This is a genomic window from Microbacterium sp., from assembly GCF_036566905.1.
Taxonomy (GTDB): Bacteria; Actinomycetota; Actinomycetes; order Actinomycetales; family Microbacteriaceae; genus Microbacterium.
In genome coordinates this window covers 1-12,712 of the sequence record NZ_DATCVK010000148.1, presented here as the reverse complement: position 1 = coordinate 12,712, position 12,712 = coordinate 1, and the positions used below count along the sequence as shown (strand labels likewise).

The 12,712-nt window shown below is 70.9% G+C and carries 11 protein-coding genes; 5 read left to right on the top strand and 6 right to left on the bottom strand.

The features are described from left to right. Positions 1-1,597: phospho-sugar mutase (locus tag VIP82_RS11375; RefSeq protein ID WP_331908606.1), on the top strand; the 1,597-nt coding region annotated here is incomplete at its 5' end. A gap of 311 nt (positions 1,598-1,908) precedes the next feature. Here the strand turns inward: VIP82_RS11375 and VIP82_RS11370 are convergent. The 5 genes from VIP82_RS11370 to VIP82_RS11350 all read right to left on the bottom strand — a co-directional run bounded on the left by VIP82_RS11370 (position 1,909) and on the right by VIP82_RS11350 (position 7,218). Next, positions 1,909-2,817, bottom strand: coding sequence for an ATP-binding cassette domain-containing protein (locus tag VIP82_RS11370; protein ID WP_331908604.1), 909 nt, complete (start codon positions 2,815-2,817; stop codon positions 1,909-1,911). Further along, the gene (locus VIP82_RS11365) at positions 2,814-3,701 is read right to left on the bottom strand and encodes an ABC transporter ATP-binding protein (RefSeq protein ID WP_331908602.1); all 888 of its coding nucleotides are present in this window, start codon (positions 3,699-3,701) and stop codon (positions 2,814-2,816) included. The genes VIP82_RS11370 and VIP82_RS11365 overlap by 4 nt, the downstream gene beginning before the upstream one ends. Further along, entirely contained in the window at positions 3,698-4,570 is an 873-nt protein-coding gene (locus VIP82_RS11360; protein WP_331908600.1) for an ABC transporter permease, read from the bottom strand. Before VIP82_RS11360 ends, VIP82_RS11365 begins: the two co-directional genes overlap by 4 nt. Then, entirely contained in the window at positions 4,567-5,526 is a 960-nt protein-coding gene (locus VIP82_RS11355; protein WP_331908598.1) for an ABC transporter permease, read from the bottom strand. Before VIP82_RS11355 ends, VIP82_RS11360 begins: the two co-directional genes overlap by 4 nt. A gap of 126 nt (positions 5,527-5,652) precedes the next feature. Continuing rightward, the gene (locus VIP82_RS11350) at positions 5,653-7,218 is read right to left on the bottom strand and encodes an ABC transporter substrate-binding protein (protein WP_331908596.1); all 1,566 of its coding nucleotides are present in this window, start codon (positions 7,216-7,218) and stop codon (positions 5,653-5,655) included. 149 nt (positions 7,219-7,367) lie between these two features. Between VIP82_RS11350 and VIP82_RS11345 the strand changes: the two genes are divergently transcribed. Beyond that, positions 7,368-7,952, top strand: coding sequence for a GNAT family N-acetyltransferase (locus tag VIP82_RS11345; protein WP_331908594.1), 585 nt, complete (start codon positions 7,368-7,370; stop codon positions 7,950-7,952). A 58-nt stretch (positions 7,953-8,010) separates the two neighbouring features. On the opposite strand, the gene VIP82_RS11340 is transcribed toward VIP82_RS11345, so the two are convergent. After that, complete coding sequence (locus VIP82_RS11340; RefSeq protein WP_331908592.1) at positions 8,011-9,951, bottom strand: BglG family transcription antiterminator; 1,941 nt, start codon at positions 9,949-9,951, stop codon at positions 8,011-8,013. 149 nt (positions 9,952-10,100) lie between these two features. Between VIP82_RS11340 and VIP82_RS11335 the strand changes: the two genes are divergently transcribed. The 3 genes from VIP82_RS11335 (at position 10,101) to ptsP (ending at position 12,527) form a co-directional block, all read left to right on the top strand. After that, complete coding sequence (locus VIP82_RS11335) at positions 10,101-10,463, top strand: PTS sugar transporter subunit IIB (RefSeq protein ID WP_331908590.1); 363 nt, start codon at positions 10,101-10,103, stop codon at positions 10,461-10,463. Between the two features lie 92 nt (positions 10,464-10,555). Continuing rightward, the gene (locus tag VIP82_RS11330) at positions 10,556-10,834 is read left to right on the top strand and encodes an HPr family phosphocarrier protein (RefSeq protein WP_308868269.1); all 279 of its coding nucleotides are present in this window, start codon (positions 10,556-10,558) and stop codon (positions 10,832-10,834) included. A 1-nt stretch (position 10,835) separates the two neighbouring features. Continuing rightward, positions 10,836-12,527 (top strand): phosphoenolpyruvate--protein phosphotransferase, encoded by a 1,692-nt coding sequence (gene ptsP / locus VIP82_RS11325; RefSeq protein WP_331908588.1) that lies wholly within the window; start codon positions 10,836-10,838, stop codon positions 12,525-12,527. Positions 12,528-12,712 lie beyond the last annotated feature (185 nt).

The following is a 12,712-nucleotide window of genomic DNA, read 5'->3' as shown; positions in this document are numbered from 1 at the left end:
CGCGGAGCGCGCCGCGGATGCCGGCGCCGACGATGCTGCGGAGGCACCGGATGCCGCCGAGGGCGCCGCGGAGGCATCGGATGCCGCCGCTGGCGTGACGATGCCCGATGCGCCGGAGCTCACCGAGCCGCCGTCGATCGATGCGCTCGAGGCGGAGGGGCCGGAGGTCCCCGGCATCCTTGACGAGGCCCCGATCGTCGTGATCGGCTACGACGGTCGTCGCAACTCCGACGTGTTCGCACGCGACTCCGCCGAGATCTTCGCAGGCGCCGGCCTGCGCGCCATCCTGCTCCCCCGCCTGCTGCCGACCCCCGTGCTCGCTTTCGCGGTGCGGCACCTCGGCGCCGCGGCCGGCGTCATGGTGACCGCGAGCCACAACCCGCCCGACGACAACGGCTACAAGGTGTACCTGGGCGGCGCCGATGACGGCTCGCAGATCGTCTCGCCCGCCGATGCGGAGATCGCCGCGCATATCGCGCAGGTGGCGGAGGTCGGCGACATCAGCACCCTCCCCCGCTCGCTCGCCTTCGAGGTGGCCACCGAGAGCGTGGTAGACGACTACATCGCCGAGACCGCCGCCGTCGCCCCGGCGCCGGCCGGAGCCGAGGGTCTCACCTGGGTCTACACCGCGATGCATGGCGTCGGGTGGGAGACGCTGTCGCGCATCCTCGAGGTCGCCGGCTATCCGGCGCCGGTGCCGGTGTCGGCGCAGCTCGAGCCCGACGGCACCTTCCCGACCGTGGCGTTCCCGAACCCTGAAGAGCCGGGTGCGATGGACCTCGCCTTCGAAGCCGCCCGCGAAGCGGGCGCCGAGCTCGTGATCGCCAACGACCCCGACGCCGACCGGCTCGCCGTCGCCCTGCCCGACGACTCCGCCGAGGGCGGCTGGCGGCGGCTGACCGGCAACGAGATCGGCCTGCTGCTGGGGTGGCGCGCCGCGCAGCTCACGACGGCTGGCGGCCCTGCCCCCGAGGGCGCCTCGCTGGCCTGCTCGCTGGTCTCGTCCCCCGGCCTGCAGGCCGTCGCCGAGCACTACGGCCTCGACTTCCACGCCACGCTGACGGGCTTCAAGTGGATCTCCCGCGCCCCCGGCATCGTGTTCGGATTCGAGGAGGCGCTCGGCTACCTCGTGAACCCGGCCACGGTGCGCGACAAGGACGGGATCTCGGCCGCCGTGGCGATCCTCGGCATGGTGACCGAGGCGCGCGGTCGTGGGGCGACGCTGGGGGATCTCCTCGCCGAGTTCGAGGAGCAGTTCGGCGCCTTCGCGAGCGATCAGGTGTCGATCCGCGTCGACGACGTGTCGCAGATCTCGGGCATCATGGCGGCGCTGCGGGCCCGGCATCCGGAATCCATCGGAGATGTCGCGGTGGACCGCATCGACGACCTGCAGGACGGGTTCGAAGACCTTCCGCCGGGCGACGTCCTGCGGCTCTGGCTCGCGGACGGCTCGCGCGTGATCGTGCGGCCGAGCGGCACCGAGCCCAAGCTCAAGCTCTACCTCGACGTACGGGGCGAGTCCCGCGACGACGCCGCCGCACGTGTCGCCGCGCTCGCGGACGGCGCCCGGGCGCTGCTCGTCGAGTACGGCGGCTGATCCGCCGACGCCGGTCGTTGAGCGAGCGAGGAACGAGCGAGACGAAACGCGCCGGACGATCGCGGAGACTTCGACGCGTTTCGTCTCGGTCGCTGGCGCTCCCTCGCTCAACGACCGGAACTATGCCTCGGTGGTTGAGCGAGCGAGGAACGAGCGAAACGAAACGCGCCGGACGATCGCGGAGACTTCGGCGCGTTTCGTCTCGGTCGCCGGCGCTCCCTCGCTCAACGACCGGAACTATGCCCCCCGGTCGTTGAGCGAGCGAAGCGAGACGAAACGCGCTTGACGATCGCGAAGACTTCAGCCCTGCGTCAGCGGAGCACGAAGTGGCCGGGCGAGATCTCGGCGAGCGCGGTGCCGTCGGGCTCGAGGCCGACAGGCTCCGGTCGCGTGGAGATGCGCTCCAGACGGCGTCGCGCCTGCACCGGGTCCGTCGACAGCGCGGCATCGAGGAGATGACGCGTATAGGGGTGCTGCGGCGACGCGAACACCTCAGCGGTGGGGCCGAGCTCGACGATGCGGCCGCGGTTCATCACGGCGGTGCGCGTCGCGATCTCTCGCACGACGGAGAGGTCGTGCGAGATGAACAGGTACGTCAGCGCGAGCTCGCGCTGCAGGCGCAGCAGCAGGTCGGTGACCTGCGCCTGGATCGACATGTCGAGCGCCGAGAGCGGCTCGTCGCACACGACGAATCCTGGACGCACGGCGATCGCGCGCGCGATCACGATGCGCTGACGCTGGCCGCCCGAGAACGCGCGCGGTCGGCGGTGGACGGCGTCGCCGTCGATCCCGACCGCGGCGAGCGCCTCGATCGCCTGCACGCGCGGATCCGCGTCGGGGGCGAGCACGGTGAGCGGCTCCATGACGTTCTGGAGTGCCGTGCGATGCGGGTTCAGCGACGAGAACGGGTCCTGGAAGATGACCTGCATCGAGCGGTGGTAGGGCGCGCGGCGGGCACGGGCGAGCGTCGTGAGGTCGACGCCGTCGTACGTGACGCTGCCGCTCGTCGGCTCGTCCATCTGCAGGATGCAGCGGCCCAGGGTCGACTTGCCGCTCCCCGACTCCCCCACGAGGGCGAGCGTCTCGCCGCGTCGGATGGTGAGGTCGACCCCGTCGACGGCACGGACGGTGCCGGTCGTTCGGCCCCACGCGTTGCGCAGCGGGAAGGTCTTCACGAGTCCCTCGACCCGCACGAGATCGTCCGGCAGACGCCCGGTCATGCGTCCTCCTCCCCTGTCGACGGCGCGGCGGGCGCGGCATCCAGCAGCTCCCGGGTGTACGCGTGCTGCGGCTCGCGGAAGACGCGATCGACGTCGCCGGCCTCCACGATGCGACCGTCCTTCATCACGAGCACCTCATCGCAGACGGCCGCAACCACGGCGAGATCGTGCGTCACGATGAGCACCGTCAGCGAGCGCTCCGCTTGCAGGGTGCGCAGCAGCGCAAGGATCTGCGCCTGGATCGTGGCGTCGAGCGCCGTCGTGGGCTCGTCGGCGAGCAGCAGCTCGGGTCGCGCGAGGAGTGCCATCGCGATCATCGCGCGCTGGCGCATGCCGCCCGAAAGCTCGTGCGGGTACCGCGACAGCACGCGGTCGGGGTCGGGGATGCGCACCGCGACGAGCGCCTCGCGTGCGAGCGCCGTCGCCTGACGCCGCCCGACCCGCTGGAACCGCTGCGCCACCTCGGAGAGATGCGCGCCGATCCTCACGAGCGGGTTGAACGAGGTCATCGGGTCCTGGAAGACCATCGCCGCCGGCAGCCGCTCGCGCGACATCGCGGCCGTGACGTCACGGCCGTCGAGGAGAACGTGCCGCCACTCGCGCGTGGCACCTTCGGGAAGGATGCCCATGAGCGCGCGCAGCAGCATCGTCTTGCCCGACCCGGACTCGCCGACGATCCCGACGACGCGGCCCCGGGGAACCTCGAACGAGACGTCGTCGAGCACGCGCACGCGGCCGCCGGTGCGGCCGGCGAGGTCGACGTCGAGGCCCTCGACGCTCAGCAGCACGTCGCCTGCCGTCGAAGCGGTGCTCGAGGTGGCTGCCAGGCCCCCGGCACCCGACGCGTGGCGCTGCCCGCCGGGAGCGGGAGTGGGGACCGTCATGACGCACCCCCTTCACTGACCGACCGCCGCAGCGCATCGCCGAGCACATTGAACGAGAGCACGGTGAGCAGGATCAGGATGCCGGGGATCAGCGCCAGGTACGGCGCCGTCTGCAGGCTCCCCTGCGCCGACTCGAGGAGGCTCCCCCACGACGCCATCGGCGGCTGGATGCCGAGGCCGAGGAAGCTCAGCGCCGACTCGGTCAGGATAGCCGTCGAGATGCTCGCGGTCGCGGCGACGATGATCGTCGGCGCGGCGTCGGGCACCACGTGCCGCCACATCACGAGCTCGCGCCGCACGCCGATGTAGCGGGCGTATCGCACGAACGCGCGTTCGCGGAGCGTCAGCGTCTCAGCCCGCACGAGGCGGGCGGTCGCCATCCACGAGAACGCGCCGATCACCAAGATGATGGTCCAGAGCCCCGGCTTGAGGAACACGCTCGCAACGATCACGAGCACCATCCACGGGATCGACGACAGGAAGTCGACGAACCGCATCAGCAGGTCGTCGATCCGGCCACCGGCATACCCCGCGACGAGGCCCACGACGACGCCGATCGCGGTGGCGGCGATCATCGCCAGGATGCCGACGGTCAGCGAGATGCGTCCGCCGTAGACGACGCGCGAGAAGTAGTCGCGCCCGAGTTCGTCGGTGCCGAACCAGTGCGCGGCGCTCGGAGGCTGCCAGCGGATGGCGAGGTCGGTCGAAGTCGGATCCAGCGGTAGGAGCGGGGCGAGCAGCGACACCGCACCGACGATGACGAGGAACGCGATGGCCAGCAGGGCCGCGACCGAGCGGAACGACCGCGTGCGGTGTACCAGGGTGTTCGCGTCGATGGCGGCGGCGACGTTGGGAGTGGTGGCGGTCATGAGCCCGCTCCGATCCGGATGCGCGGGTCGACGACGACGTAGAGGATGTCGGCGATCAGGTTTCCGACGACGACGAGCACGGCGGACAGCAGCAGCACCGCGAGCACGACCGGGTAGTCGAGGCTCCGCGTCGCCGTGAGGAAGTAGGGGCCGATACCGGGCCAGCCGAAGATCGACTCGGTCACGATGGCGCCGGTGACGAGAATCGGCAGTGCGAGACCCAGCTGCGTGATGATCGGCAGCATCACGTTGCGGCCGACGTGGCGGGTCAGCACCTGACGGCGCGAGGCGCCGAACCCGCGCTGCACCAGCACGTAGTCCTGCGAGAGCTGGCTGATGGTGGCGGAGCGCACGTACCGCGCGAGCTCGGGGAAGAACGCGACGACCAGCACCAGGAACGGCATCACGAAGTGCATCAGGAAGTCGACAGGATCGCCCTGCTTGCCCACGGAGTGCATGCCGATGATCGGGAACCATCGCAGCTGATAGCCGAACACGTAGATGACCAGGAGCGCGAACCAGAACGACGGTGTCGCGATGCCGATGCCGGCGAGCCCGTCGATCGTCTTGTCGACGACAGTGCCACGCCGGGAGCCGGCGATCAGACCGAGCACCACGGCGATGACGAGGGCGGCGATGTAGGCCGGAGCCACCAGCATGATCGTGTTCGGGATGCGGGCGGCGAGCTCTTCGGCGATCGAGTGCCGGCTCACGAGCGAGTACCCCAGGTCACCCTGCAGCACGTTGACGAGCCAGAGCCCGTACTGCACGACGATCGGCTGGTCGAGGCCGTACCGGGCGCGCATCGCCGCCTGGGTCTCCTCCGACATCTGCGGCGTCGTGATGGCGTCGACGACGTCGTAGGGTGCCGCGTGCAGCAGCAGGAAGACGACGAACGTCACCAGCAGCAGCATGGGGATGACCTGCAGCAGGCGGCGCAGGATGTAGACCGCCATCGTTCTCCTTTCCGGCGATGGGCGCCAGAGGCTCGGACTCGGCTCAGCCGAGGCGCCAGGCGAGGATCTCCGCCGGACATGACGACGTCACGGGCACCCGTGGCGGGTGCCCGTGACGTCAGTCGCTTACTGCTCGGTGAGAAGCCCGAAGTTCTCGAAGGTGTAGATCGGGACCAGCTTGGCGTCCTCGACACCGCCGATCCGCGGGTTCACGGCGAGGATCTTGAGGTTGTCGGCGAGCGGGAACACCACCGCGTCCTCGGCGATCTGCGCCTGCAGGTCGGCGTAGATCGACGCACGCGCGTCGGGGTCGAGCTCGACGGCGCCCTGATCGAAGAGCGCGTCCGTCGCCGGGTTCGAGTACGAGAAGTAGTTCGCCGAGGCGCCCGAGCGGTACAGCAGGCTGTACGCGTCGGGGTCCTGTCCCATGATGTAGCCGCCGAGGAAGGCGTCGTACTGCGAGTCGGCACCCTTCTGGATCTCCTCGAAGACCGCGGCCGGCTCGACGCCCGCGAGCTCCACCGTGATGCCGGCGTCCTGCAGCTGCTGCTGGATCAGCGTCGCCTCGGTCGTCTGGGCCGGGTCGGAGTTGGCGTACGCGAGCGTGAGCGTGAGGTCGGACACGCCGGCCTCGTCGAGGAGGGCGGCCGAGGCATCGGCGTCCTGCTCGTACTTCTCGACGTCCTCGGTCGCGTAGGCGTTGCTCGGCGGGAGGATCGTGTAGGCGTCCTCGTAGTAGTCCTCGCTGAGGAACGCGCCGGTGTTGATCTCGTCGCGGTCGAGCGCGAAGAAGATCGCCTGGCGCACCTTCGGGTCGGTCAGCTTCGCGGCGTTGAGGCCGACGTAGGCGACGCGGCCCTCCGCGTACGGGTTCACGTTCAGTCCGGCGCCCTCGAGCTCGGTGACCTGGTCAGGGGTCGCGAAGGAGGCGTCCACCTCACCGGTCTGCAGCGCCGTCTTCACGGTGTCGGCGTCCGACACGATGCGCAGCGTCACCTCGGGGATCTTCGGCGCCTCGCCGTAGTAGTTCTCGTTCGCCTCGAACGTGAGGTACTGGCCGCGCTCGTACTCGGCGAGCTTGTACGGGCCCGAGCCGACCGCGATCGGGTCGAGCTCAGCGACCGAGAAGTCGGTGACGTCGCCGTACACGTGCTCCGGGATGATGTACGTCTCGGTCGCGATGTTGCTCAGGGCCGCCGCGCTGACGGTGGGCAGGTGGAAGACCACGGTGCGCTCGTCGGTGGCCTCGGCGGTGATGGGCTGGTCGCCGATCCACAGCAGGTCGGCGTTGCCGTTCTCGCGGACCGCCTTGTTCGTGTAGGTGAAGACGACGTCGTCGGCCGTGAGCGGCTCGCCGTCGGACCACTTCAGGCCGTCCTTCAGGGTGACGGTGACCGACAGGCCGTCGTCGGCGGGCTCGATCGACTCGGCCAGCTCGTTGACGACCGTGCCGTCGCCCTCGACGCGTGCGAGCGGCGAGTAGACGAGGTTCGTGACCGTGAGGCCCCAGCGGTCGCCCACATTGATCGGGTTGAGCGATGACGGGTCGCTCGCGATCGCGTAGGTGAACTGTCCGGTCGCCTCGGCGCTCGTCGTCTCGGGTGCTGCTTCGCCCTGCGCGCAGGCCGCCAGTCCGATGGTCGCCGCCAGTGCCAGTGCGATGGGGGCGATTACTCGCCTCTTCGTCTTCATCGTGGTTCGAGTCCTCTTCGCTGTGCATGCGCCCGAATGAACGCACCGTTCGAGCCTAGGTCGGCCCGCGAGAGGGAGGCTCCGATCGGCCGAACAATTGCGAAGTATGTCGACGCCGCGAGAGGCACATCGAGCCCTAGGCTCGGGGGATGCTGCTCACCCTGCCCATTGCGCTGGAGAACGCGTACGTGCGCCTGGAACCGCTCGCACCCGAGCACGAAGCCGACCTCGCCGCGGCGGCGGTCGGCCTGGAGCACACCTGGTACACGTCCGTGCCGCGTCCCGAGGGGATCGCCGCCGACATCGCGCAGCGGCTGGCGTGGCGCGACGAAGGCCACATGAATCCCTGGGCGGTCCGTCGCCTCGACACCGGACGCGTGGTCGGCACGACGACCTTCTGCAACATCGACCAGCCGAATCGCCACGTCGAGATCGGGCACACCTGGATCGGACGAGAAGCGCAGCGCACGGCTGTGAACACGGCGTCGAAGCTGCTGCTGCTGGGCCATGCGTTCGAGGCGTGCGACGCGATCGCGGTCGAGTTCCGCACGCACTGGCACAACCGCCAGTCGCGCGCCGCGATCGCCCGGCTCGGCGCCCGGCAGGACGGCGTGCTGCGCAACCACCGGCTCGGCCCCGACGGCACGCTCCGCGACACCGTGGTGTTCTCGATCCTCCCCCACGAGTGGCCCGCGGTGCGCCTCGACCTCACCGAGCGCCTCGCCCGCGGCTGACCCGGCACCCCGGCGTCGATCAGCTACCACCGGGGCATCGACCGGCTCCGAGCCGGGCTCAGCCGTCGATGACGGCGACGAGCTCGTCGAGGAAGGCGTTGAAGTCGGTGCCGCGGCGCACGATCCGCTGCACGCTGTCGCGCTCGCTGAACACCTCGACGAACTGCTCGAACACGGTCTGGAACGCCTCGCGATCGTTCTCGGAGAACGCGACGAGCGCGACGACCTGCACGCGGCCGTCGCCCCACGCGATCGAGGGGTCGGCGATCCCGATCGCGATGGCCGTGCGGGATGCCGTCATCTCGAGGGCATGCGGCACCGCCAGGGCATCGGTGAACGCGGTCGACGAGAGCCGTTCACGATCGATGGTGCGCTCGACGTACGCGGCGTCGATCACGCCGCGCTCGAGGAGCAGCGCCCCGAGCGCGCGTATCACCCCCTCCTCGCCGGCCGCCGCCGCGTCGTCGAGGCCGCGCAGGAAGGCGGACGGCTCGAAGTAGCGCTCGAGCTCGGCGCGCAGCCGCGCGAGCCGTCGCGAGCGACGGATGCGGCCCGCGGCGGCCTGCACGCGCTCGACGTCGGCGTCGGTGAGAAACGGCTGGATGCGCACCATCCGCTCCGTCGTCGCAGGCGGGTCGATCGTGGTGAGCACGAGGTCGGTGTCGATCGACGCCCAGTCGGGATCGACGCGCGTCTCGACGCCGACCACCTCGATGGCCTGACCGAGCGAGCGGTCGACACTGGAGCGAAGCAGCTCGTGCAGGTCGTAGTAGCCCGGGCACACGATGGTCGCGGTCAGCAGCTGGTCGGCACGCCGGCTGCGCTCCAGGCGCCCGCCGACGTGCATCGCGATGTAGGCGATCTCGTCGTCGGGCAGCGGAATCCCAAGGCGCTGCTGCAGGCGACTCGCGATGAACACCGCCACCTCGAAGATCATCGGATACGTCGACTTGAGCGAGCGCGTGAGCGGATTGCGCGACCACGCCTGCTCGCGCGCGCGGTGCAGCAGGTTCTGCACATGCAGCGCGAGGCGGACCACGAAGTCGTCGTGGGCGATGTCGACGAGGAACTCCTCGGCGGCGGCGGTCACGACGTCGCGCACCGCGGCCTCCACCTCGGGGTCGAGGGTCGACGGCGCGGTGGCGGATGCCGCTCCCGCGATTCCGTCGGGGGCGACGACGCGGGTGAGCACGAGCGTCGCCAGATGCTGCAGGTCGGCGCTGCCGAGCCGTACGCCGAGGTGCCGCTCCGAGAGCTCCTCGATGATGGCCGCCACCTGGGTCTGCGTGGGCCGGTCGCCGGCGTCCGAGCCGATCGCGTCGAGGGGCCGGTCGCGCGCGGTGCGGTCGGCGGCGATCGCGATGTGCATGACGACGTCGGCGATGCCGATCTCGTTGACGAACCAGCCGAGCGCGCCCAGGCGTGCCACCAGCTCGGTCTTGAACGGACCGAAGGCCTCGGCGCCGACCGATCCCTCTCCGAGGGTTCGCCGGAGGGCGGCGAGGTCGAAGGATCCGGCATCCATCTCGTCGTGGGCGAGCTTGCTGAGAAGCCGCCGCTGGGCGCCCTCGGTCCCGCGCAGGCGGGCGCGGGACGCCGAGCGCTCGAGGGTGAGTTCGGTCCCGCCGAGCAGCCCGCGCACCCGTGCGAGGTCGGCGTCGAGCGTCGCCGGTGAGACGTGCAGCGCGTCGGCGGTCTCGAACACATCGATCCCGTCGGGGGCGTCGAGGAGCGCACGCACGAGGGTGTGGAGCCGGTCGCGCGGCGTGCCGGCGTCACTGCCCGCCCGGAGGGCGGCCGCGGCGTCGGCGCCTGCCCGATAGCCCTGCGGCCCGGATTCGACCGCCGTGCCGGGAGCCACGCGCGCGTTGGCCGCGGTCACGTAGGAGCGGATGCTGCGCGGCGTCACACCGAGGGCGTCGGCGAGGGCGGATGCCGTGAGCCAGTCACCGTCGCGCAGGAGCAGTCCGAGCACGCGATCTTGCCGGGCCCGGGTCACCTGCCCAGTCAACCACGCCTGCCGTCCCCCGGCGCGGGGGCCGGGTGCTACGGGCACTCTCGTACCGCGGCGTTTCCGCCCCTCCGGAAGAAGGAGTGGTTGTCCCCTCTCAGCGTTCTCACAAGAATGGCCAATGAGGAGGCGGGTCGATGAGGATCCTTGTGGTCTGCGGAGCGGGTGCCTCGAGCACCTTCGTCGCTCAGCGCGTGCGTCACGCGGCACACGCCGAGGGGCTCGACTACTCCGCCTTCGCCGGTACCGAGCAGTCGCTGCCCATCGATCTCGATGCCGCGGACGTCGTCCTGGTCGGACCGCATCTCGCTCACGCGCTGGAGCGCATCGAGCGGGATGCCGCCGCACGGGGCACGACCGTGGTGCTGCTGCCGTCCGACATCTTCGGAGATCGCGACGGAACCCGCACCCTCGCGCTGGTCCGCGCCGCGACCGGAAGCCCCGGGGGGCCGCTTCCGGCCGCGGACGCGGACGCCGGCGCGCACGACACCCCCGACTGACCAACTCCCCGAACCACGAGCTCACGACAGAGCTGTCCTGAACGAGATCCAGAAGAACTCCTGAACCAGATCCACAGAAAAGGGGTCACGACATGCCACCCATCTCCCGCACCGTCCGGATCGGATCGGCGCACGGGCTGCACGCGCGCCCTGCGAAGCTCTTCGCGCAGGCGGCCAAGGATGCCGGCATCCCGATCACGATCGCGAAGGATGCGGGCGGCCCGGTCAACGCGGCCAGCATCCTCGGCGTGATCGCGCTGGGCGTGGAGCAGGGCGACTACGTGACCCTCACGGCGGACGGCGACAACGCCGACGCCACGCTCGACACCCTCGCCGAGCTGCTCACCACCGACCACGACGCGGAGGCCTGAGATGTCCGAACTGCGTGGTGTCGGAATCGGCCTGGGCGTCGCCCAGGGACCGGTCGCGCGCATGGCCGAGCCGGCGCCTGCCCCGGCCGACGCACCCAGCACACTGAGCGTCGACGAAGAGAAGGCGCGGGTGGCGGATGCCGTGGCCGCCGTCGCCCGCGAGCTCGAAGCGCGCGGAGCGCAGGCGGGCGGCGCCGCACAGGAGGTCCTCGAGGCACAGGCGATGATGGCCGAGGACCCGACCCTCGCCGACGAGGTCGACACCCGGCTGGCCCAGGGACGCACGGGCGAGTTCGCCGTGTTCGACGCGTTCGCGTCGTTCCGCGACCAGCTCACCGCGCTCGGCGGCTACCTCGGCGAGCGCGCGGCGGACCTCGACGACGTCGCCCAGCGGGTCATCGCGCGGCTGCGCGGCGAGCCGGCGCCCGGCGTGCCCGACCCCGGGCATCCGTTCGTCCTCGTCGCAAAGGATCTCGCACCGGCCGACACCGCCCTCCTCGACCTCGACAAGGTGCTGGCGCTCGTGACCACCGAGGGCGGCCCCACGTCGCACACGGCGATCCTCGCCCGCGAGAAGTCGATCGTGGCCATCGTCGGCGCGGTCGACGCCAAGAACCTCCGCGACGGCGAGACCGTGATCGTGGATGCCGCCGCCGGCGTCGTCACGACGGCGCCGACGCCCGACGAACTCGAGCGGGCGCTGCGCCGCGCCGAGGACCGGGCGTCCGCGTCGTCCGCGCCGATCACCGACGGCGCCCTCGCCGACGGCACGCCGGTGCCGCTGCTCGCGAACCTCGGCAAGCCGGAGGGCGCGATCGACGCGGTGGCGCTCGGCGCCGAGGGGGTCGGGCTCTTCCGCACCGAGTTCCTCTTCCTCAGCTCGGCCCAGGCTCCCACCGTCGAGCAGCAGCGCGAGGCCTACACGAAGCTGCTCTCGGCGTTCCCCGGCAAGAAGGTGGTCGTCCGCGTGCTCGACGCCGGGGCCGACAAGCCGCTGGCGTTCCTCAACGACGCCCACGAGGAGAACCCGGCGCTCGGGCTCCGCGGCATCCGGGCCCTGCGGGCGAGCGAGGACATCCTGCGCGAGCAGCTCACCGCGCTGGCCGAGGCCGATGCCGCGACCGACGCCGATCTCTGGGTCATGGCGCCGATGGTCGCGACCGTCGAGGAGTCGGAGTACTTCACCGACATCGCCCGCGACTACGGCATCAAGACCGCCGGGGTCATGGTCGAGGTGCCCTCCTCAGCGCTCCTGGCCGACCGGATCCTGTCGTACACCGACTTCGCGTCGATCGGCACCAACGACCTCACCCAGTACACGATGGCCGCCGACCGGCTGCTCGGCTCGGTCGCCGCGCTCCAGGACCCGTGGCACCCCGCAGTGCTGCGGCTCATCCGGGAGGTCGGCGACGCCGGCCGGGCGCACCGCAAGCCCGTCGGCATCTGCGGCGAGGCGGCAGCCGATCCGCTCCTGGCCGTGGTGCTCGTGGGTCTCGGCGCCACGAGCCTGTCGATGGCGCCCACGGCGCTCGCCGACGTGCGCGCCACCCTGCTGAAGCACACCGTCGACGAGGCGCGCGGCATCGCCGCAGCCGCCCTCGCCGCGTCCGACGCGGCATCCGCTCGGATCGCGGCGCAACACGCCGCGGCCGAGAGTGCAAGCACAACCGCCCAGACGGCGGCCACCCGCTAGGCCGCCCGCAGCTGCGGCACAACCAGAAGAAGGAGACAGCAAAATGACAACGGCGTCTGTGCCCGCATCGGGCACGAGCAAGGCACGGGTCGGAGTCCAGCGCTTCGGCACGTTCCTGTCCGGCATGATCATGCCGAACATCCCGGCTCTGATCGCGTGGGGCATCTTCACGGCGTTCTTCATCG